General features: G+C 72.7%; 20 protein-coding genes. 7 read left to right on the top strand and 13 right to left on the bottom strand.

Annotated elements, in window-relative coordinates; all coding sequences use genetic code 11:
• Positions 1-10: 10 nt before the first annotated feature.
• The gene (locus ACFWBD_RS15645; RefSeq protein WP_385667124.1) at positions 11-583 is read right to left on the bottom strand and encodes a helix-turn-helix domain-containing protein; all 573 of its coding nucleotides are present in this window, start codon (positions 581-583) and stop codon (positions 11-13) included.
• Between the two features lie 110 nt (positions 584-693).
• Between ACFWBD_RS15645 and ACFWBD_RS15640 the strand changes: the two genes are divergently transcribed.
• Positions 694-1551: an EamA family transporter gene (locus tag ACFWBD_RS15640; RefSeq protein ID WP_385667123.1), complete on the top strand. Its 858-nt coding sequence runs from the start codon at positions 694-696 to the stop codon at positions 1549-1551.
• Between the two features lies 1 nt (position 1552).
• On the opposite strand, the gene ACFWBD_RS15635 is transcribed toward ACFWBD_RS15640, so the two are convergent.
• Positions 1553-2344 carry an acyltransferase gene (locus ACFWBD_RS15635; protein WP_385667122.1) on the bottom strand — a complete coding sequence of 264 codons (792 nt, stop codon included), beginning with the start codon at positions 2342-2344 and terminating at the stop codon, positions 1553-1555.
• Between the two features lie 77 nt (positions 2345-2421).
• On the opposite strand from ACFWBD_RS15635, the gene ACFWBD_RS15630 reads away from it, so the two are divergent.
• Complete coding sequence (locus tag ACFWBD_RS15630; protein ID WP_385667121.1) at positions 2422-2949, top strand: gamma carbonic anhydrase family protein; 528 nt, start codon at positions 2422-2424, stop codon at positions 2947-2949.
• A 10-nt stretch (positions 2950-2959) separates the two neighbouring features.
• On the opposite strand, the gene ACFWBD_RS15625 is transcribed toward ACFWBD_RS15630, so the two are convergent.
• The gene (locus tag ACFWBD_RS15625) at positions 2960-3610 is read right to left on the bottom strand and encodes a DedA family protein (RefSeq protein ID WP_385667120.1); all 651 of its coding nucleotides are present in this window, start codon (positions 3608-3610) and stop codon (positions 2960-2962) included.
• A 202-nt stretch (positions 3611-3812) separates the two neighbouring features.
• On the opposite strand from ACFWBD_RS15625, the gene ACFWBD_RS15620 reads away from it, so the two are divergent.
• Positions 3813-4226: a hypothetical protein gene (locus tag ACFWBD_RS15620; protein ID WP_385667119.1), complete on the top strand. Its 414-nt coding sequence runs from the start codon at positions 3813-3815 to the stop codon at positions 4224-4226.
• Between the two features lie 95 nt (positions 4227-4321).
• On the opposite strand, the gene ACFWBD_RS15615 is transcribed toward ACFWBD_RS15620, so the two are convergent.
• The gene (locus ACFWBD_RS15615) at positions 4322-6238 is read right to left on the bottom strand and encodes an RICIN domain-containing protein (protein WP_385667118.1); all 1917 of its coding nucleotides are present in this window, start codon (positions 6236-6238) and stop codon (positions 4322-4324) included.
• A 398-nt stretch (positions 6239-6636) separates the two neighbouring features.
• On the opposite strand from ACFWBD_RS15615, the gene galU reads away from it, so the two are divergent.
• Positions 6637-7575: a UTP--glucose-1-phosphate uridylyltransferase GalU gene (galU, locus tag ACFWBD_RS15610; RefSeq protein WP_385667117.1), complete on the top strand. Its 939-nt coding sequence runs from the start codon at positions 6637-6639 to the stop codon at positions 7573-7575.
• Positions 7576-7730: 155 nt separating this feature from the next.
• Here galU and ACFWBD_RS15605 read toward each other — a convergent pair whose 3' ends face one another.
• Complete coding sequence (locus ACFWBD_RS15605) at positions 7731-8168, bottom strand: DUF4442 domain-containing protein (protein ID WP_385667185.1); 438 nt, start codon at positions 8166-8168, stop codon at positions 7731-7733.
• Between the two features lie 271 nt (positions 8169-8439).
• Here ACFWBD_RS15605 and ACFWBD_RS15600 point away from each other — a divergent pair, with 271 nt between their 5' ends.
• On the top strand, positions 8440-9489 hold the full coding sequence (locus ACFWBD_RS15600) for a hypothetical protein (RefSeq protein WP_385667116.1): 1050 nt from the start codon (positions 8440-8442) through the stop codon (positions 9487-9489).
• 84 nt (positions 9490-9573) lie between these two features.
• Here the strand turns inward: ACFWBD_RS15600 and ACFWBD_RS15595 are convergent, their stop codons facing one another.
• The 3 genes from ACFWBD_RS15595 to ACFWBD_RS15585 all read right to left on the bottom strand — a co-directional run bounded on the left by ACFWBD_RS15595 (position 9574) and on the right by ACFWBD_RS15585 (position 12733).
• Positions 9574-10446: a spermidine synthase gene (locus tag ACFWBD_RS15595; RefSeq protein WP_385667115.1), complete on the bottom strand. Its 873-nt coding sequence runs from the start codon at positions 10444-10446 to the stop codon at positions 9574-9576.
• A gap of 90 nt (positions 10447-10536) precedes the next feature.
• Positions 10537-11706: an elongation factor Tu gene (gene tuf / locus ACFWBD_RS15590; protein ID WP_385667114.1), complete on the bottom strand. Its 1170-nt coding sequence runs from the start codon at positions 11704-11706 to the stop codon at positions 10537-10539.
• A gap of 298 nt (positions 11707-12004) precedes the next feature.
• Positions 12005-12733 carry a DNA alkylation repair protein gene (locus ACFWBD_RS15585; RefSeq protein WP_385667113.1) on the bottom strand — a complete coding sequence of 243 codons (729 nt, stop codon included), beginning with the start codon at positions 12731-12733 and terminating at the stop codon, positions 12005-12007.
• A 49-nt stretch (positions 12734-12782) separates the two neighbouring features.
• On the opposite strand from ACFWBD_RS15585, the gene ACFWBD_RS15580 reads away from it, so the two are divergent.
• The gene (locus tag ACFWBD_RS15580; protein WP_385667112.1) at positions 12783-13592 is read left to right on the top strand and encodes a TVP38/TMEM64 family protein; all 810 of its coding nucleotides are present in this window, start codon (positions 12783-12785) and stop codon (positions 13590-13592) included.
• Between the two features lie 96 nt (positions 13593-13688).
• On the opposite strand, the gene ACFWBD_RS15575 is transcribed toward ACFWBD_RS15580, so the two are convergent.
• Positions 13689-14858 carry a thiolase family protein gene (locus ACFWBD_RS15575; protein WP_385667111.1) on the bottom strand — a complete coding sequence of 390 codons (1170 nt, stop codon included), beginning with the start codon at positions 14856-14858 and terminating at the stop codon, positions 13689-13691.
• A gap of 136 nt (positions 14859-14994) precedes the next feature.
• Between ACFWBD_RS15575 and ACFWBD_RS15570 the strand changes: the two genes are divergently transcribed.
• On the top strand, positions 14995-15465 hold the full coding sequence (locus ACFWBD_RS15570; protein ID WP_385667110.1) for a winged helix-turn-helix transcriptional regulator: 471 nt from the start codon (positions 14995-14997) through the stop codon (positions 15463-15465).
• A 229-nt stretch (positions 15466-15694) separates the two neighbouring features.
• On the opposite strand, the gene ACFWBD_RS15565 is transcribed toward ACFWBD_RS15570, so the two are convergent.
• The 4 genes from ACFWBD_RS15565 to ACFWBD_RS15550 all read right to left on the bottom strand — a co-directional run bounded on the left by ACFWBD_RS15565 (position 15695) and on the right by ACFWBD_RS15550 (position 19366).
• Positions 15695-16186, bottom strand: coding sequence for a hypothetical protein (locus tag ACFWBD_RS15565; RefSeq protein WP_385667109.1), 492 nt, complete (start codon positions 16184-16186; stop codon positions 15695-15697).
• Positions 16187-16527: 341 nt separating this feature from the next.
• A complete protein-coding gene (locus ACFWBD_RS15560; RefSeq protein ID WP_385667108.1) occupies positions 16528-17244 on the bottom strand; it encodes a cupin domain-containing protein in 717 nt (238 codons plus the stop codon).
• Positions 17238-18167, bottom strand: coding sequence for a PmoA family protein (locus ACFWBD_RS15555; RefSeq protein ID WP_385667107.1), 930 nt, complete (start codon positions 18165-18167; stop codon positions 17238-17240). Before ACFWBD_RS15555 ends, ACFWBD_RS15560 begins: the two co-directional genes overlap by 7 nt.
• Positions 18164-19366 (bottom strand): Gfo/Idh/MocA family protein, encoded by a 1203-nt coding sequence (locus ACFWBD_RS15550; protein WP_385667106.1) that lies wholly within the window; start codon positions 19364-19366, stop codon positions 18164-18166. The genes ACFWBD_RS15555 and ACFWBD_RS15550 overlap by 4 nt, the downstream gene beginning before the upstream one ends.
• Positions 19367-19892: the final 526 nt, after the last annotated feature.

Genomic DNA, 19892 nt, shown 5'->3' with positions numbered 1-19892 from the left:
GCGCGGCGTCTCAGTGCACGGGCGGCACCGAGACGGCCATCACCATCGCCATCGGCACCTCGCCCCGGTTGCCGTAGACATGCGGGACGTTCGCCTCGAAGGAGGCGCTCGCGCCGGTCGGGACGCGGTGCTCCTCGCCGTCCACGGTGAGCGTGAGTTCGCCCGCGGTGACGTGCACGAGCTCGACCGTGCCGACGGGATGGGGTTCGGAGAGACTGTTCTCCCCCGGCATCAGTCGCCAGTCCCACATCTCCAGCGGTCCGGGCGCCTCCGCGCCGGCGAGCAGCCGGTTGTAGCTGCCGGCGTCGGTGTGCCACAGCCGTACCGCCTGGTCGGCCGGGACGATACGGACCTTCGCGCCTCGCTCGTAGTCGAGGAGGGTGGTGACGCTGATGCCGAGCGCGTCGCCGATCTTGACGACCGTACCGATGCTCGGGTTGGTGCGGGCCTGCTCGATCTGGATGAGCATCCCTCGGCTGACAGCGGACCGGGCGGCGAGCACGTCCAGGGTGAAGCCGCGCACCGCGCGCCAGTGCTTGACGTTGCGCGCCAGGGACTGGGTCAGGAGTTCGAGGTCCGACACCGACACATTCCGTCCACTCGGGAGTCCAATATCATGGATGTCAGGATTCACTTCCCTGTACTACCGTGGGATGCACCTGATCGTGCACCGAACTGTACTGCGAGGACCCTGTGACAGCACTCTTCGCCCTGGCCACCAGCCTGCTGTGGGGCCTGGCCGACTTCGGCGGCGGACTGCTGACGCGCCGGGCCCCGGCGCTCACCGTGGTCGTGGTCTCGCAGTCGATCGCGGCCGCCGTGCTCGGGGCGATCGTGGTCGCCACCGGGGGCTGGAGCGAGGCCGGTCCCCGCCTGTGGTTCGCGGTCGCGGCCGGACTGGTGGGCCCGGTCGCCCTGTTCTCCTTCTACAAGGCGCTGGCGCTCGGCCCCATGGGAGTCGTCTCCCCGCTCGCCACCCTCAGCGTGGCCGTGCCGGTCTCCGTCGGACTGGTCCTCGGCGAGCGGCCGGGACTGATCCAGGTGGCGGGCATCGCGGTCGCGGTGATCGGGGTCGTCCTGGCGGGCGGGCCGCAGCTGAGGGGCGCCCCGGTGCAACAGCAGGCCGTCCTGCTCACGCTGGTCGCGGCGCTCGGCTTCGGCACGGTGTTCGTCCTGATCACCGAGGCGTCCACGACCGTCACCGGCCTGTTCCTGGCGCTGTTCGTGCAGCGCGTGACCAACGTGGCCACCGGCGGCGCGGCGCTGTACTTCGCCGTCCGGCGCGGCACGCCCGCGCTTCCCGAGGGCGGTCTCGCCTGGGCCTCGCTGCCGGCGTACGGCTTCGTCGGGCTGGCCGACGTCGCCGCGAACGGCACCTATGCCGTCGCCGCCCAGCACGGCCCGGTCACGGTCGCCGCCGTCCTCGCCTCGCTCTACCCCGTGGTGACCTCCCTCGCCGCGCGCGGCTTCCTGCGGGAGCGGCTGCGCGCGGTCCAGGCGGCGGGCGCGGGACTGGCCCTGGTGGGCACCCTGCTGCTGGCTACCGGGTGACCTAGGGTTCCAGCCGCGCCAGGGCGGCCGCCGTCTCCTCGTCCAGTTCCGACAGCGCCACCAACTGGTCCGGGGTGACCCCGTCCGGGATCGGCACCGGCGCGGGGGTGCGCAGCGGCGGCTGCCAGCCCTCCGCCTGCGTCCAGCGCCGTACGACCTTGGCGGGCGCCCCCGCGACGACCGAGTGGTCGGGCACCGTGCCGCGCACCACCGCACCGGCCGCGACGACGACGTTCCGTCCGATCCGCGCACCCGGCAGGATCACGGCCCCCGTGCCGATCCAGCACCCCGGGCCGATCTCCACGGGCTCCATGCGGGGCCACTGCTTGCCGATGGGCTCGTGCGGATCGTCGTAGGAGTGGTTCGTGGACGTGACGTACACATACGGGCCGAAGTAGCAGTCGCTGCCGATGGTGACCGTGGTGTCGGCGATGACATGGCTGCCCCGGCCGAGCACCACGCCGTCACCGAGACGCAGGATCGGCTCCGGGCCGAGATCCAGGTCGGGCATCAGACCCGCCGTCAGGGTGACCTGCTCACCGACGATGCAGTGCGCGCCGAGGTGGATCCAGGGTTCCCCGAAGACCGTGCCGAGCGGGAAGGCGAGCCGGGTGCCCCGGCCGATCGAGCCGAAGCGGAAGCGTCCGGGGCGCTCGGCGGTGACGGAGCCCGTGCGCTGCACCCACGCCCAGCCGGCGTGGACGCCGCGCTGCACCAGTCGGCGCCGCCATGATGAGAACGTGTTCCAGGGCTTCGGCACCCGCTCACCGTACTCAGCGCGCGGTGCGGCCATGGGGCCGTGACCCTGTGATCTTCGCCCCACCGGGTGGCGTACGGTGCGGGGAGAACGACCGACACGAGGAGACGGTGATGACGCACAAGGCGCTGATCGTGGGCATCGGCGGCAGGGAACCGAAGATCGACGCCGAGACGTTCGTGGCGCCGACGGCCTCGGTGATCGGGGACGTGACGCTGGAGGCGGGCGCGAGCGTCTGGTACGGGGCCGTCGTGCGGGGCGACGTGGAGCGGATCACCGTCCGGGCGGGCGCCAACATCCAGGACAACGTGACGCTGCACGCCGACCCCGGCTTTCCGGTGACGATCGGCGAGCGGGTGTCCGTCGGCCACAACGCCGTGGTGCACGGGGCGACGGTCGGGGACGACTGCCTCATCGGAATGGGGGCGACCGTGCTCAACGGCGCGGTGATCGGGGCGGGTTCGCTGGTCGCCGCGCAGGCGCTCGTGCCCCAGGGGATGGAGGTCCCGCCGGGATCGCTGGTCGCGGGGGTACCGGCCAAGGTCAGGCGGGAGTTGAGCGAGGAGGAGCGGCAGGGTGTGACACTGAACGGCACGCTGTACGCGGACCTGGCCAAGGCCCACGGGAAGGTGCACGAGTAGGGCGGCCCGCCTACTCGGCGGCGGACACGGTCTCCGCTTCGGCCTCTCGCGGGACGCTCTGCATCTTCTTCGCCTTGCGCTTGATGATCAGCATCGACGTCAGGCCGATCAGCACCGCCACCACCAGGCCCAGGTACGAGAACTTCTTCAGCCAGGACTCCGCCACGACACCCACGTAGTAGATGACCGCCGTCGTGCCGCCCGCCCAGGCGATGCCGCCGAGGACGTTGGCCACGAGGAACTTCCAGTACGGCATGTGCAGCACGCCCGCGAGCGGGCCGGCGAAGATGCGCAGCAGGGCGACGAAGCGGCCGAAGAAGACGGCCCACATGCCCCACTTCTCGAAGGACCGCTCGGCGGTGGCGATATGGCCCTCGCCGAAGTGCCTGGGGAACTTCGCGCCGAGCCAGGCGAGCAGCGGACGTCCGCCCTTGCGGCCGATGGCGTAGCCGATCGAGTCGCCGATGACGGCGCCCGCGGTGGCGCACGCGCCGAGGACGACGGGGTTGACACCGCCGTGCTGGGAGGACAGCAGCGCGGCCGAGACCAGGATGATCTCGCCCGGCAGCGGGATGCCGAGGCTCTCGAGTCCGATGACCAGGCCGACCACGGCGTAGACGGCGGCCGCGGGCACCGTGTCGAGCCATTCCTGCACGTGCACCGCGGGTTCCTCCCGTTTGACGTCCCTGGGCAGCCTTGCCTCCGGGGAAGCCTACCGGGTCGGCCGGACCCGGCCCGTCGCGTGGTGTAGCCCGCTACACCACTGATCCGGGGGTGCGGTCCCTCGTGACGACGGCCCCGCCACGTGATCGTGGTGGAGGAAGAACCCACCGTGCCCCCGACATTCCCGAAGGGACCCTCCCATGGCCGTGAACCGCCGACGCGGACGCCGTACCGCCGTCATCGCGACCGCCGCGGCAGCGCTCGCGCTGACCGCCGGCCTTCTCAGCGGCTGCGAGTTCGACGACTCCGTCGACTGCCTCTCGAACGCCGACGACATCACGGACAGCGTCACGGCGATCAACAAGGCCGGAGCCGACGCGATCGAGGATCCGACGAGGACCGAGGACTCCATCGACACCATCGAGAAGAACCTGGACAGGATCAACGACGAGTCGGACGACGGCTCGTCCGACGACAGCAAGGTCGGCAAGGCGGTCGACAAGCTCCAGCAGGCCGTCGAGGACTACAACCAGGACATCCTCGACGGCGACCGGCCCGACTCCGCCGCGATCGACAAGGCGGCCTCGGAGCTGCGCGACGTCTGCACCTCGTAGTCAGGCGGTCGTCCCCCGCGAGAAGGAAGCGCGCGAACGAAGAAGAGGAGGGAGGGGCCACTCCCCTCGGGCGGCCCCTCCCTCCGGTTCCCGGCTCAGTGGCCGAGAGTCCCGGTCACGTCCGCGACGACGTCGCCCAGCACCTCGGACACCTCGGCGGACGCCGGGAGCGCGTCGAGGAGCGCCGCGGGGACCGGCGGCCCGGCCGGGTCGGCCGGGCCGGCCGGGTCGCAGCACTGCACCTGGGCGACCCGCGTCTCGAACTCCGGCGCGGCCGGGGCGGTTTCGGCGGGCGCCGGTGCGGTGTCCGGGGCGAGGGACCGGTCACCGCGCGGCGCCGGGAGGTCCGGGGAGCCGGGTATGCCGGTACCGGGCGGCTCCGCCGTCGTGGTCGGCTCCGCACCGGGCGCCCCCGGCGCCGCCTCGGCCGTGTCGAACACCCACCGCTGTCCGCCGGAGCCGTCCCGCTCGGTGACGACCACGGCCGCTCCCGGCTTGCCGGCGGCGCGCGCGACGACCAGGCCGTCGTCCCGCCGCAGCAGGAGTTCCCCGCGGAGGGTCAGATCGAAGAACGTCTCGCCGGCGTGCACCAGGCAGCTGACCAGGGCGGTCGTCCGGCGACCGGGGTCCGCGGCCAGGCAGAGCGTCGGGTCGGCCGCGCTGCGCAGCAGCCCGTCGTCCTGGTACGACCACTGCTGCGACGCGGCCTGTGAGCACCCCGCGAGGACGATGCCCGCACCGGGCCGGGCCAGGCCGCGGGCGGCGTCGAGGCAGAGCTCCGTGTCCGGGCCGCGCAGCCTGCCGTGCGCGACCTCGCCGGACCGGGACGCGGAGGCGGCCGACGGGGATCCGGAGGGCGGGGGGTCGTCCGGGCCGCCGGGCAGCCCCCGCGCGCCGGTGGCCGGGGTGCCGGTCCCGCCGACGGGTGCGCCCCAGGTGGCCCCGGGAGAGGGGACACCGTTGTCATCGGACCAGCCCCTGGCCACGAAGACGGTCGCGAGCAGCGCGAGCGAGGTCAGACCCACGCCCACCAGGACGGCCTTGGGCCGCCTGCCCGGCAGGTCGAGCAGACCCGCCGAGGTGGTGCGGTGCCGGCCGCCTCCGACGGGCGGGTGCCCGACGGCGGGCCTCGCAGGCGCCGCGGACCCGGCCGGCGGGTCGGCGGATGCCGCGCGTTCGGGACGTGAGTCGAGGTAGCGGCGGGCGCCCCAGCCCAGCACGGTTTCGGCGAGCAGCACGCCGAGGCCGTCGTCGAAATGGCTGAGCTGTTCGGCGGCGTGCCGGCAGAAGCGGCAGTGCGCGAGATGCTGCCGGACGTCGGGCAGCAGGGTTCCACCGCGGCGCAGCGGAATGTCCAGGAGACGGTTGTAGAAGCGGCATTCGCTCGTCGGTGCGAGTTCCCGGTGGGCGCGTACACAGCCCGCCCGGAATTGTTCCCGCGCCTGTTCCAGGGCGGCTGTCGCGATGAGGGCGTCCACGCCCGACAGACCGGCCGGTACGGAAATGGGTTCCGCCTCCACCTCGGTGTGCCACAACAGGCATTGGGAGGCGGCCGGGAGCAACTGGAAAGACCGCTCGGCGAGTTGACGTCTTTCGGCGGTCACCGCCCGTGCGGCGCGCAGTCCGCGGCCGCCGACGGTTTTCCGCAGCTCCGGCAGAACGTCGGCCACACCCTCGGCGCCGGCCCATTTACGGACCGTCTCCCGTACGGCGACGAGGAGTTGGGGGCGCAGGGCGCCGCCGGTGCGCCCGTCCGCGACCCTGCCGAGCACCTCGTGGAACGCGGCGGCGGCCACGAGCCGCGCCGTGTCCTCGGTGCCGGCCAGGCAGACGGTCGCGTAGTCGTGGGCCGCACGCCAGTGGCGGGCGAACAGCAGGGCGACGGCGCGGGCACGTGCTTCGTCACCGGCGGGCCGCTCGGCCAGCCGGGCGGCGAGCCGGGGGTCGGAATCCCCGGGGATCCTGCCGGGGCGGGGCGGGTGGGGCGGGCGTGGGGGGGTGGGGGATTGCACGGAACCATTTCCTTCCAAGCCGGCGAACGGCGCGGAAAAGCACGGTGTCGGAAAGCCGATGCCTGATTGGTGCATACCTTTGGCCTGACCAGGCACGTTGGCCTGATCCGGCCCGTCCGTAAGGGGAGGCTCACCTTCGCACACGCGCCTCACAGGAAACAAGGAGTGCGAGTGACCCAAGTTCAAAGTGCGGGAAATTCAGATAAGTTACCGGCGGTATCCGCACCTGCATTCGAAAGGCGCCCGGATCCCCGGACTCAACTTGTGGACACGCAAAGCCGGATGGCACACGGAATCCCCAACTTCCGGCCCCGGCGTGGCCGGCCGCTCCGGCGCAGGGTCGGCCCACAGGAATCTCAGATGTGACTCCCGGGGTACTCCCATCCCCGTGGGACACCATGACCCCCATGAGCGCCCCCCACTCCGCACCCCGTGTTCGTAAAGCAGTCGTTCCGGCCGCCGGCCTCGGTACCCGTTTCCTGCCCGCCACCAAGGCGACGCCGAAGGAGATGCTGCCGGTGGTCGACAAGCCGGCCATCCAGTACGTCGTCGAGGAGGCGGCCGCCGCGGGTCTGGACGACGTACTGATGGTCACGGGCCGGCACAAGCGGGCCATCGAGGACCACTTCGACCACGCCTTCGAACTGGAGCAGGCGCTCGCCGCCAAGGGCGACACCGTCCGGCTGGACGCGGTGCGCGATCCGGCGCGGCTCGCCGACATCCACCACATCCGGCAGGGCGACCCGCTCGGGCTCGGTCACGCGGTGCTCTGCGCCCGCAACCACGTCGGCGACCAGCCGTTCGCGGTGCTGCTCGGCGACGACCTCATCGACCCGCGGGAGACCCTGCTCAGCAGGATGCTCGAGGTCCGCGACCGGTACGCCGGCAGCGTGGTCGCCCTGATGGAGGTCCCGCCGGAGCAGGTCCACCTCTACGGCTGCGCGGCCGTGGAGCCGTCCGGCGAGGACGGTGTGGTGCGCGTCACGGGCCTGGTGGAGAAGCCCGCGCGCGAGGACGCGCCCAGCCGGTACGCGGTCATCGGACGGTACGTCCTCGACCCGGCCGTCTTCGACGTCCTGGAGCACACCGCGCCCGGCCGTGGCGGTGAGATCCAGCTCACCGACGCCCTCCAGGAACTCGCGGCGGGCGGCACGGTGCACGGCGTGATCTTCTCGGGCCGCCGCTACGACACGGGCGACAAGGCGGACTATCTGCGCACGGTCGTCCGCCTGGCCTGCGACCGGGCCGACCTGGGGCCGGAGTTCGTCGCCTGGCTGAAGGAGTTCGTGGCGGGCCTGGAGGACAGCGACGCGGACCGGGAACGGCTGGCGGCCTGACCGGCGCGCGGCGTGGCCCGTGACGGGGCCCGTGAGGTGTCGCGCCACGCGGGGCCCCGGAGTCGCCGCGGCCGGGGCCGTCGCCCTCGCAGGAGGCGCTCGGGCGATCAGCCGCTCAGCCGCTCAGGCGGCCAGGCGGTCAGCCGCTCAGCCGCTCAGCTGTTGGGACGCAAGGTCCAGGTCACCGTCATCTCGCCGGTGACGGCCCCGTCGGCGCGGCGGATCTCGATCGCGACCGGGAACTCGGGCCGCTCCCCCGCGTCGAGCTGCGCGACGACCTCGGCGGCCGGGCGGCCCAGCGTGGCGGTGGCGGTGACCGCGCCCATGGCCAGCTTTCGGTAGGCGATCTCGGCGCCGACGGCGAGCGGCACGGCGCGGGAGAGCTGGTCGCCGAACGCGGCGAGGACGATCGCACCGCTGGCGGACTCGCCGAGCGTGAACATCGCCCCGGCGTGCGGCCCGCCCACGTGGTTGTGGAACTCGCTCTGGTCGGGCAGGGCGACCACGGCCTTCTCCGGACCGGTCTCGAGGAACTCGAGGTTCAGGGTCCGGGCCATGGGCACGGTGGCGGCGAGCATCTCGCCGATGGACATCTGGTCTGCGCTCATGACCGCGATGTTACCTGTGAGTAGCTTCGGCTGGCCAGACCGGCGTGCCGATCGCCGTACGACCGTGCGGTCCTCCGGCGCCGAGGGGGGCACCGAGGGGGGCACCGAGGGGGTGCCGACGAGGGTCCCAGATGCCGCAATCCGGAAGTTCAGGGGCACAGTTCGCGTGTTTCGGCCCGCCGCGTCCTGATTCGGTACGTCCCTGACAAGGGGCGGTGACCGAATCGTGTCCGGGACGGCACTAGGGTTTCTGGCCATGTGGCCAGGACAGCAGCCGCCCGGGGGAGAGCAGAACCCGCAGGCGCAGAACAATCCGTACCAGCAGCCGGGATACCAGCAGCCGAATCCGTATCAGCAGCCCGGCTACCAGCAACAGCCCGACCAGCAGCCCAACCCCTACGGGCAGCAACCGCAGTGGGGCGCCCCGTCGCCCGCGGGCGCGCCCACACCTCCGCCGGGCGGAGGCGGCGGAGGCGGCGGCAACCGGACGAAGCTGATCGCGATCGTCGCGGCCTCGGCCGTCGTCGTGGCCGCCGGTGTCACCGGATTCCTCGTGCTGGGCGGCGACGATGACGACCCGGCCGACGCGAGCAAGGGCAGTGCGAGCCCCACGGTCTCCACGTCCGGTTCCGCCTCGGCTTCCGACTCCTCCTCGGCCGGCACGGACGACAACCCGCGCAGCAGCGAGACCGCGAAGGCGACCATCGCCGGCTGGAAGGTCGTGGTGAACCCCAAGTGGGGCATCGCCTTCGACGTGCCGGCGGACTGGGAGGTCCAGTCGCCGGGGCTCAGTCAGGGCTTCGAGTGGGAGGACAAGGAGCAGTCCGACGGCTACGACCAGATCCTGCAGGGGGGCACGGCCGAGTTCAAGTCGAAGTGGTGCTCCACGGACGCCGACAAGGACGGCAAGACCGACGACACCCCGCTCGCGGTGGTCGGCAGCAAGGGCGCCGAAGGGGCCAAGACGACCGACGAGATCGCGATCAACACGCCCGCCTGGTGGGTCTTCGGCGGCTACACCGAGCCGGACAAGAAGAGCCTCACCTTCGACAAGAAGGCCACCGCCTTCACGACCGCCTCCGGCATCGTGGGCAGTTACGCCTGGGCCCAGTCGACGAACACGCCCCAGAAGGGCAAGTGCGACAGCGACGGCAAGGCGATCACGTTCGGCTTCAAGAACTCCAACGGCGACTACGTGTCGTGGAACCTGTACGGGGCCAAGGGCGTGAAGGACGAGCTCCCGAAGGCCACGATCATGCAGATCCTCAGCACCGTACGGCTGAACGGGACACCGACGCAGAACTAGCGAAGCCCCCGCGAGGACGGCCGGCCGGTAACGGTCCGGCGGTTCTCGGCGGGGTGCTCGCGGCGCTGGGGCGGTACCCGCCGCTCACCCGATGCCGAACGCGCCCTCGGGTGGTGCGGGGGACGGTACGGCGTCCTCGTCCCGTACCGGGTGGGCGTCGCCGATGAAGCGGCGCAGTCCGGGTCCGTGCTCGACCCGGGCCGGGAAGGCGTCGGAGGCGGTGCGGCGGGCCAGGGTGGTCACGTCGAGCGGGTGGTGCGCGGCGACGAGCACCGCGTTGCCGAACCGGCGGCCGCGCAGCACGGCGGGCTCGGCGATGAGGGCGAGTTCCTCGAACACGGCCGCGAGATTGGCGAGTTGGGAGCGCAGGAAGCCGAACGGCGCCGCGTCGGCGAGGTTCGCCAGATAGACGCCGTCGCCGCGCAGCACCCGTCCGGCCTCCTGGGCGTAGGTCAGGGACGTCAGATGGGCGGGGACCCGGGAGCCGCCGAAGACATCGGCGACGAGCGCGTCGGCGGAGCCGTCCGGGGCCGCTTCCAGCCAGTCCCGCGCGTCGGCGGCGTGCAGCGCGATGCCGGTCCCGGCCTGGACGGGCAGGTGCTCGGCGATCAGCTCCAGCAGACCGCGGTCGAACTCGACGACGTCCTGCCGGGAACCCGGCCGGGTCGCGGCCAGGTACCGGGGCAGGGTCAGCGCACCGCCGCCGAGATGCAGGACGTCCAGCGGCCGCCCCGCCTCGGCGACGGTGTCCAGGACGTGCCCGAGGCGCCGCGCGTACTCGAACTCCAGATACGTCGGCTCGTCCAGGTCGACGTACGACTGCGGCGCCCCGTCGACGGTCAGCAGCCAGGCCCGCTCCCGGTCGACGTCGGGCATCAGCTTGGCGGTGCCGTGGTCGACGGCGCGGGAGACGGGTATGGGCTCGTCGTTCACCGTCCCATTGTGCCTGCGGGCCATGCCCTCGGAGGGGCACGGCCCGCAGGCCCCCGCGCACGTCGGCCACGGACACCGGCCGCCCCCACAGCACGGCTGTCACGGTCCCCGCCCTCACAGCACGGCTGTCACGGTCCCCGCCCCCACGGTCCGCCCACCCTCGCGGATGGCGAAGCCGAGACCGGGCTCCAGCGGAACCTCACGTCCCAGCTCGACGGTCATGCCGACCGTGTCCCCTGGCCGCGCGACCGCGACCTCGCCCAGGTCCACGTCCCCGACGACGTCCGCCGTGCGGATGTAGAACTGCGGCCGGTAGCCGGTCGAGACGGGCGTGGTCCGGCCGCCCTCCCGCCCGGACAGGACGTACACCCGCGCCCGGAACCGCCGGCTGGGCACCACGCTCCCCGGCGCCACCACCACATGCCCCCGCCGGACGGCGTCCCGGGGCACCCCGCGCAGCAGCAGCGCCACGCTGTCCCCGGCCTGCGCCTCCTCCATCGGCTTCCCGAAGGTCTCGACGCCCGTCACCACCGTCTCGACCCCGGCGCCGAGCACCTGCACCTGGTCCCCCAGGCGCAGCGTCCCCCGCTCCACGGCGCCGGTGACGACGGTCCCCCGTCCGGTGATGGTGAGCACGTTCTCCACCGACAGCAGGAACGGCGCGTCCAGATACCGCTCGGGCATGGGCACATAGGTGTCCACCGCGTCGAGCAGCGCGTCGATCGACGCCGTCCAGTGGGGGTCGCCGGCCAGGGCCCGCAGCCCCGACACCCTGACGACGGGCGCGGAGTCGCCACCGTAGCCGTGCTCGGTGAGCAGGTCGCGGACCTCCAACTCGACCAGGTCGATCAGCTCCTCGTCGCCGGCGTCGGCCTTGTTGAGCGCGACCACGATGTGGTCGACGCCCACCTGGCGGGCGAGCAGGACGTGTTCGGCGGTCTGCGGCATGATCCCGTCGAGCGCGGAGACGACGAGGATCGCCCCGTCGAGCTGCGCGGCGCCGGTGACCATGTTCTTCACGTAGTCGGCGTGACCCGGCATGTCGACGTGCGCGTAGTGCCGGGTGTCGGTCTCGTACTCGACGTGCGCGATGTTGATGGTGATCCCGCGGGCCGCCTCCTCCGGGGCCCGGTCGATACGGTCGAACGGCACGAAGGTTCCGGTGCCGCGGTCGGCGAGGACCTTGGTGATGGCGGCGGTCAGGGTGGTCTTGCCGTGGTCCACGTGCCCCATGGTGCCGATGTTGAGGTGTGGCTTGGTCCGCGCGTAAGCGGTCTTGGGCATGGCTGTACCTCGAAGCGTGTCCGTAGGAAGTGGGGACCCCGGCGAACTCGCCGACCCTCCCCCTGCGGGGTCCGCCGGACGATCCGGAGAGGGTCAGCTTCGGGCGCCGTCGGCAGCGGTCACGAGGAGTGGGACGGCAGCCTTCGGCGTATCCGCGACTGCGGACGCTACGAGGAGGAAGGCGTACCGGAACATGGTGTCGATCATCGCCGACGGTTCGTTCGGCGTCGAATGGTTTTCCCCGGACGGGGAGGGCCGCGGCCTCGATGACCGACATCGGCACGGCACGGCTGAACCGTTAGGGCGTATCCCCGACGGTCTTCAGCGCCTCACGCACCGTCAGCGGCGCGAACCGCCCCCGCTCGCGGGCGACGAAGGCGCGGACGGCCGCCGGGTCGGTCTTGGCGTACTCGCGCAGGGCCCAGCCGATGGCCTTGCGGATGAAGAAGTCCGGGTGCCCCGACCGGCGCAGACAGTAGGCGAAGAGACGGTCGGTGTCGGTGTGTTCCTTGCGGCGGAGCTGGTGGAGCAGGGCGGTGCGGGCGACCCACAGGTCCTCGTCGACGATCCACGCGTCCATGTCGGCGCCGAGCCGGGGGTCGGCCGCGACGAGCGTGCCGACCACGTGCGCGGCGAGCAGGTCGACCGTGTCCCACCAGGGCGTCGTGGTCACCAGCCGGCGCGCCACGGGCAGGAACTCCGAAGACAGGCGGGGCGCGTGCCGGCGCAGGTAGTCGACGGCGAAGTAGTGGTACTCGCGCTGCGGCAGCGCCCAGCAGCGCAGCGCGATCGCCGTGCAGTCGGACTCGTCGGGCCGGGGCGTGCCCGCCAGGACGGTGCGGGACAGGGCCCGGCGCGCGGGGGTGGGGAGGCCGAGGAAGGGGGCCACGTCCTTCATGTACGCGCGCATGGCCGCTGCCCGGACCGGATCGGCCCCCGCGCCGTACGCGGCCGTCAGCCGCTCCAGCACGAGGTCGGCGAGAACGCTGTCCGGCGCGCCGGTCGCGTCCGCACCTGTAACCGTCATGAGACGAACCATACGGCGATCACACATGCCCGTCGGTTAGTGTCGGCGGATGCTCGATGCCACCACCCGCTCTGGGGGCACCGCCACGGCCACTCCCCGGGCCATCGCCACGGAGCTCGTCGTCCCCGCGCTCGCTCCCGTGCCCGTCATCACGCCCGCCGTCTCGGCGGCCGACACACCCGGCGGCCTCGCCGCGCGCTGCGCGAGAGGGCTGCGCTCGCCCTGGTCCCGTTTCGCGCTGCTGGTCACGCTGCTCGCGGCGGCCGCGTCGAGCGTGCTGCTCTTCGAGCCGCAGAGGCTCCTCGCGGACGGCTGGCCACCCCAGTTGGGCGGTGTCTCGGCGGCCGCGGTCTTCGCGGTGGCGTACGGACTGTGCACGGTGGCGTTCGTGCCCCGGCCGCTGCTGAACCTGGCCGCGGGCGCGCTGTTCGGCTCGCAGTGGGGCATCGCCGCGGCGCTGGCGGGCACCGTGCTGGGCGCCGGGATCGCCTTCGGACTCGGCCGGATCCTCGGACAGGACGCGCTACGCCCTCTGCTGCGCGGGCGGCTGCTCAAGGCGGCGGACGGCCAGCTGAGCCGGCACGGCATGCGCTCGATGCTGGCGGCCCGGCTGTTCCCGGGGGTGCCGTTCTGGGCCGCGAACTACTGCGCCGCCGTCTCCCGCATGGGCTGGCTGTCCTTCCTGGTGGCGACCGCGGTGGGCTCGATCCCGAACACCGCCGCCTACGTCGTCGCCGGGGCCCGTGCCTCCTCCCCGACCTCGCCGGCCTTCCTGATCGCCATGGCCTGCATCACCCTGCCGGCACTGGTCGGCGCGGTGGTGGCCTGGCGTAAACGCCACCACCTGCGCGCCGCGTAGCCGCCCGCGACCGTCGCCTTCAGCCCCTTTCAGCCCCTGTCTCCCGGCCTGTCGCAAGGGGACCTGCCACCCGGCGGCCCGTCACCCGGCGGCCTGTCACACCGATTCCAGCACCATGGCGTTGGCGAGCCCGCCCGCCTCGCACATCGTCTGAAGGGCGTAGCGGGCGCCGCGTTCCCGCATCGCGTGGACGAGCGTCGTCGTCAGCCGGGTGCCGCTCGCGCCGAGCGGATGTCCGAGCGCGATCGCTCCGCCGTGCACATTGACCTTGGCGAGGTCGGCGCCCGTCTCCTGCCGCCAGGCCAGGACCACGCTGGAGAACGCCTCGTTGACCTCGAAGAGGTCGATGTCGTCGAGTCGCAGTCCCGCCCGGCGCAGCACCTTCTCGGTCGCCGGGATCACGCCGGTCAGCATCAGCAGCGGATCCGAGCCGGTGACGGCGAAGCTGTGCAGTCGGGCGAGCGGGCGCAGACCGAGACGGGCGGCGGTCTCGCCGGAGGTGATCAGCACGGCCGAGGCACCGTCGTTGACCGGGCTCGCGTTGCCCGCGGTGACGTTCCACTCGATCTGCGGGAAGCGCTCGGCGAAAGCCGGGTCGTAGTAGGCGGGTTTGAGGCCGGCGAGGATCTCGGGGGTGCTCCCTGGCCGTACGCACTCGTCGCGCGAGACGCCGTCCAGGGGTGCGACCTCGGCGTCGAAGAGCCCCTGTGTCCAGGCCTCGGCGGCCTTGCGGTGCGAGGAGACGGCGAAGGCGTCCATCTGCTCCCGCGTGATCGACCACTTGGCGGCGATGAGCTCGGAGCTGATGCCCTGCGGAACGAGCCCCTCCGGGTAGCGCGCGGCGACGCCGGGGCCGAAGGGGTCCTTGCCGGCCGGCACGTTGGACCACATCGGCACCCGGCTCATCGACTCGACACCGCAGGCGACGACGAAATCGTACGCGCCGGAGATGACGCCCTGGGCCGCGAAGTGCACGGCCTGCTGGGAGGAGCCGCACTGCCGGTCGACGGTGGTCGCGGGGACCGTCTCCGGGAAGCCCGCCGAGAGCAGCGCGTAGCGGGTGGTGTTCATGGCCTGCTCGCCGACCTGGTCGACGGTGCCGCCGATCACGTCGTCGATCAGCGCGGGGTCGACGCCGGAGCGGTCGACGAGGGTGCGCAGGGTGTGGGCGAGGAGTTCCACGGGGTGGACGTGGGCGAGGGAGCCGTTCGGCCTGCCCTTGCCGATCGGGGTGCGTACGGCTTCGACGATGACTGCGTCACGCATGTGCGGTGCCTCCATGACGAGCACGAGCAGCGAGAACTACTGGTGAGTAGGAAACTTGGACTCACCATAGCCCTGAGGGTTGGAAAATCCAACTAACATGGATTTGTTTTTCCAACCCTCCCCTAGACTGGCCGTCATGGCCGCCTCCAAAGACCCGCGCCCCTGCTCGATCGCCGACGCCCTCGCCCTCGTCGGCGAGAAGTACTCCCTGCTCGTCCTGCGGGAGGTGTGCCTGGGCAACACCCGCTTCGACCAGCTGGCGCGCAACATCGGCGCCCCGCGCGACATCCTGGCCACCCGGCTGCGCCGCCTCGTCGACGCCGGGATCCTGACCAGGCGTGCGTACAGCGAGCGTCCGCAGCGCTTCGAGTACCGGCCCACCCAGGCGGGGCTCGAGCTGGAGCCGGTCCTGATGACACTCATGGCGTGGGGCGACCGCCATCTCCGTAACGGCGACGACCGCCCCATGGTGCTCGAGCACGTCTGCGGCAACGAACTGGTCCCCCTGGTCACCTGCGCGGCCTGCGGCGACCAGGTCCGCCACGAGGACGTGAGCGCCCACCCGCAGGCACCGGGCTGGACGGTGGCGGGCCCGTCGGCCGCCTGAAGCCGCCCCACGCCGACGCGTGGACGCGTGGACGCGTGGACGCGTGGACGCGTGGACGCGTGGACGCGTGGACGCGCGGACGATGAAGGGAGCCGGGGCTGTGCCGGCCGGGGAGAGCAGGCGGCGCCGGAGCCGGTCCCCGTGGCGGTCGAAGTCACCGTGGAACGCGGCGACGGCTAGGTACCACCCCGCGTTGCCGAGCCCGGCGAACGGCTGCGCACCCGCTGACTCAGGCTCCCAGCTTCCGGATCTGCGCGGTGACCAGCTCCGCCGGCACTTCCGCCGCGGAGCCGGCGCCGGCGGCGGTGTAGAACAGGACGACCGTGGCGCCGCTGCGCACGACCACGAACGCGTCCGCGCTGTCGCCCTGGGTCTGCAGGCCGAAGGCGACGGCGTCGTCGCCCGCGCCGGGGGCGGTGGCGGCCCTGGCGGTGGTGCGGGCGGGCACGCCCCCCTCGTAGGCGGTGCACTTCTTCAGGGCGGTACGGAGGCCGTCGAGGATGCCCTCGGCGTCGGACCGGTCGTAGCCCATGAGGCCGATGGTGGTGGCGGAGCCCGCCGTGGGACCCGCTCCCCCGAAGGCGAGGAGGCCGACGAACGCCTTGGGGCCCGGGTCGGGCGAGGCGGTGCGCATGTTCTCCAGCGGCTGGCAGTCCGCGGGCCGGGCGGTGGAATCGCCGTCGGGCTTCACGGGGAAGTCGGTGATCTGATAGCCGTCCACGTCACCGCCGACCAGCGCGGCGGACCTCAGCTGAGCCTCGCCGAGCGGTTCTGCGGGCGCCTCCGACGCAGAAGCGGACCCCGAACCCGATCCGGATCCCGATCCGGAAGCAGACCCCTGTGCGGCCGCGGAATCCGAAGCCTTCGCATCGGAATCGCCGCTGCCACCGCCCCCGCATCCGGCCACCAGCACCGCCGTGAAGAGTGCCGCCACCGTCACCCTGATCCGCACCTGATGACTCCCCGCTCTCGACATCGGTCGATTGGATCATTCCGGCAGGGAAGCCGCAGGGGTATCGAGCAAACTACGTCAGCCGTCCCCCGTGCGGTGATGACCCGGCGCTACGGCAACGCGTACACGTCCAACCACCCGCACATCCCGAACTTCCCGTGGACCGAAGGCTGTTCGGTTCTGACGGCGGCCTCGGCGAGGTAGGACACATCGCCGTCCGAGAGCCGGTCGAGCTGCTCCCCCGTGGCCTGCGCGGACGCCCGCGCACCGCTGAGCCAGCGCTCACGCCACTCGGCGAGCCGCGGCTCCACCAGCGCGGCGGCGGACCGGTGGAAGGCGGCCAGGGCGGCCGGACCGTCCGTCGCCCCGCGCAGCGCCCGGTAGCCCTCCAGCGCGAGGTCGCGCCGGGCCCGGGCGATCCGGGCCTGCTCCTCGCGCGGGGCGTCGGCCGGGATCACGGTCGCGGCGGCGTACGTCTCGGGGTCGGTGAGGTACTCCGGCGGCAGGGTGAGCACCGCGTCGCCCGCCTCCGGCAGCCCGCTGTTCTGCATCAGGACGGTGATGCGCAGGTCGTCCTCGTTGACCAGCCGGTGGATGGTGCCCGGCGTGAACCAGGCGACCGTGCCGGGCGCGAGGGTCGTGACCTCGTGCCCGGACGCCGTCAGGGTCTGCACCGCGCCGTGCCCGGCCGTGACGACGTACCCCTCCGAACACGTCAGGTGCATATGGGGAGTTCCGCCGTGCAGACCGTCGGCGGCGGGCCAGTCGTACACGCGCAGGTGCGAGACGGCGATCCCACCGGGCAGTCCCCCGTAACCGCTCACCACGGGTGAGTCTCCAGGTACTTGGCGATCTCCTCCCGCTCCCAGGCGCCGTCGGCCACCACCACGCGGTAGCGGCGGGTGAGCGTGTCGCCGGGGGCGAGCTCGAGCTCGTCGAAGAAGGACCAGGAGGGGGCGATGCCCGCGAAGGGCTCGTTGCGGACGAACCAGTGGGCGGGGTGCGCCCCTCGGGCGCCGGAGTGGTCGTTCTCGGGGGCGTGTGCGAAGACGACCGTGGCGTGACCGTCGGCGCCGTCGTGCTCGCCGGAGAGGGCGAGCCAGTGGCTCTGCGAGGCCATCAGCCCGGGGCCTTCACCGTCCGGGCCGATGATCCGGCCGTCCCGGAAGGCGCGCGGGCCCCGCCAGAACAGGCCCGTGTAGCCGGCCAGCTCCCGCCCGGCGGTGGTCGGGCTGCCGAAGCGCAACGGCTCGTCGCGGCGGTTGGTGACGGCGCTGGTCCAGGTCAGCGCCCAGGAACCGGCGTCCGGGTCGACGTCGTGCACCTCGATCCGGCGGGCCTCCTGCGCCCACAGCTCACCGCTGTGCGGATGCCAGGTCAGCCGCTCGGCGATGACGACCCGGCCGCCGTCGGCCGACACCTCGTCGAAGCCGACGTGCGCCATCGAACCGACCCGCTCGGGGAGTTCGAGATACCCCTCACCGTGCACGTACGAGTTGCCGCCCCACAGGTTGGCGCCCGAGAGGTGCGAGGCGGTCAGCGACAGCCCCTTGTGCCAGCGGTGGTCGTTGGGCCGGTAGTCCGTGACGACGTCACCGGCGAGGGTCCGCAGCGGGTGGATGTACGGCCTCGGGGCCTCCCACGCCGCCTCGGGCCGGTAGACGTAGGCGAGCAGTTCGACGCCGGTGGCCGGGTCGCTCACCGTGACGCGGTCGCCGTGGGCGTGGACGAGCCGCAGATCGCCGGTCACGCGGGCACCTCCGCGTTCAGCTCCGCCTTCGTCCCCGTCGTCGTCCCCGCCTTGTCCGCGACCGTGGCCGGCGCCCAGCCGGGGGCGCCGCCGTGCAGGGCCGTGTAGTACGGATCACCCGGCCCGATCTCACCCCGTCGCACCGTCGCGTCGGTGAACGCCGACTTGTACAGCGCGCTGATCAGCTCCAGGCTGGTGCGCCCGTCCGCGCCACTGCTGCGCGGCCGTCGGCCTGCGCGCATGCTCGCGACCAGTTCGCGCAGCTGCGCCAGGTGGGAGCTCGGCACGTCGGCGCCGAAGTCCTGCCAGGCCGCCGCCAGGTCGCCGGGGACGTCCGGGGCGGGCGTGATGTGCCAGTTGTCGTTGGAGTGGCCGTAGAGGTGGGTGAGTTCGACGGTGGCCCGCTCGCAGTCGATACGGATGCGGCTGACCTCGTCGGGGCTCAGGACACTGTTGACGACCGTCGCCATGGCCCCGCTCTCGAAGCGGACCAGGGCGGTGGACACGTCCTCCGTCTCCACGTCGTGCACGAGCCGGCCGGCCATCGCGCGCACCTCGCTCCACGGGCCGAGGAGATCGAGCAGCAGGTCCATCTGGTGGATGCCGTGGCCCATCGCCGGGCCACCGCCCTCGGTCTGCCAGCGCCCGCGCCAGGGCACGGCGTAGTAGGCGGTGTCGCGATACCAGGTGGTCTGGCAGTGCGCGACCAGCGGCCGCCCGAGGGCCTGCTCGGCGAGCAGCCGCCGCACATGCCGGGCCCCGGAACCGAAACGGTGCTGGAAGACGATCGAGGCGTACGGCCCCGCCGCGGCGCCCTCCTCCGCCTCCACGGCGTCGTAGTCGGCGAGGGTCGGCACCGGCGGCTTCTCGCACCACACCCAGGCCCCGGCCCGCAGCGCCGCCACACTCTGCTCGCGGTGGAGGGTCGGCGGGGTGCAGATGGTCACCAGGTCGGGGCGCTGCTCCGCCAGCATCCGCTCCAGGCCGGTGTACGCGTGCGGGACCCCGCTCTCCGCGCAGAAGGCCTCGACGGCGGTGGCATCGATGTCAACGGCCGCCACGACCTCGGTCTCGCCCTCGGCGGCGAGCTGCCGGAGGGCGGTCAGATGGGAGCCGCGCCCGATCGCGCCGATACCGACGATGGCGGCCCGGACACGGCGGCCGGCGAGCGCGGCAGGCAGCGGAGTGGATGGGGGCATGGGCGTGATCAGCACTCCTCCGACGTACGGCCGAACGGCCGGGCGGGCCAGCAACCGAGGGGGAAGCGTGCAGTACCTGCACACAGCAAGCGCTTTCCCATCGGCAGCAACGTATGCGGCGGCCGGGCGGCCGGTCAACCATGAGGACACCTGTCCGGCGTCCCGACCACGCGCGTGCGCCGCGTGTCGGCGGGTCGGGCGGGCGCGGGGCCGGGTGAGGGGCCGGGTGAGGGGCCGGGTGAGGGGGCGGGTGAGGGGGCGGCGCGAGACCGTCGGCCGGAGAGGCGCGTGCGCGTCGGTTGGGGGGCGCGTGACCGTAGGGAGGGCAGGCGCGTGCCCGCCGGTTGGGAAGGCGCGTGCCCGTCGGCCGGAGAGGCGCGTGCGCGTCGGTTGGGGGGCGCGTGACCGTAGGGAGGGCAGGTACGTGACCGCCCGCCGGTTGGGAAGGCGCGTGCCCGTCGGCCGGAGAGGCGCGTGCGCGTCGGTTGGGGGGCGCGTGACCGTAGGGAGGGCAGGTACGTGACCT

It is taken from the genome of Streptomyces sp. NPDC060002, from assembly GCF_042737245.1.
In the GTDB taxonomy this organism is placed as follows: domain Bacteria; phylum Actinomycetota; class Actinomycetes; order Streptomycetales; family Streptomycetaceae; genus Streptomyces.
The sequence above is the reverse complement of the archived record's forward strand: the minus strand, read 5'-3'. Positions and strand labels throughout refer to the sequence as shown.

Coding starts and splice junctions, on each gene's coding strand:
- ACFWBD_RS15570 (WP_385667110.1), top strand. CDS start 14,995: ATGGCCGCCTCCAAAGACCCGCGCCCCTGCTCGATCGCCGACGCCCTC.
- ACFWBD_RS15595 (WP_385667115.1), bottom strand. CDS start 10,446: ATGGCCCGCAGGCACAATGGGACGGTGAACGACGAGCCCATACCCGTC.
- ACFWBD_RS15605 (WP_385667185.1), bottom strand. CDS start 8,168: ATGTCCATCGGCGAGATGCTCGCCGCCACCGTGCCCATGGCCCGGACC.
- galU (WP_385667117.1), top strand. CDS start 6,637: ATGACCCCCATGAGCGCCCCCCACTCCGCACCCCGTGTTCGTAAAGCA.
- ACFWBD_RS15585 (WP_385667113.1), bottom strand. CDS start 12,733: ATGACGGTTACAGGTGCGGACGCGACCGGCGCGCCGGACAGCGTTCTC.
- ACFWBD_RS15580 (WP_385667112.1), top strand. CDS start 12,783: ATGCTCGATGCCACCACCCGCTCTGGGGGCACCGCCACGGCCACTCCC.
- ACFWBD_RS15550 (WP_385667106.1), bottom strand. CDS start 19,366: ATGCCCCCATCCACTCCGCTGCCTGCCGCGCTCGCCGGCCGCCGTGTC.
- ACFWBD_RS15635 (WP_385667122.1), bottom strand. CDS start 2,344: ATGGCCGCACCGCGCGCTGAGTACGGTGAGCGGGTGCCGAAGCCCTGG.
- ACFWBD_RS15630 (WP_385667121.1), top strand. CDS start 2,422: ATGACGCACAAGGCGCTGATCGTGGGCATCGGCGGCAGGGAACCGAAG.
- ACFWBD_RS15620 (WP_385667119.1), top strand. CDS start 3,813: ATGGCCGTGAACCGCCGACGCGGACGCCGTACCGCCGTCATCGCGACC.
- ACFWBD_RS15600 (WP_385667116.1), top strand. CDS start 8,440: ATGTGGCCAGGACAGCAGCCGCCCGGGGGAGAGCAGAACCCGCAGGCG.
- tuf (WP_385667114.1), bottom strand. CDS start 11,706: ATGCCCAAGACCGCTTACGCGCGGACCAAGCCACACCTCAACATCGGC.
- ACFWBD_RS15575 (WP_385667111.1), bottom strand. CDS start 14,858: ATGCGTGACGCAGTCATCGTCGAAGCCGTACGCACCCCGATCGGCAAG.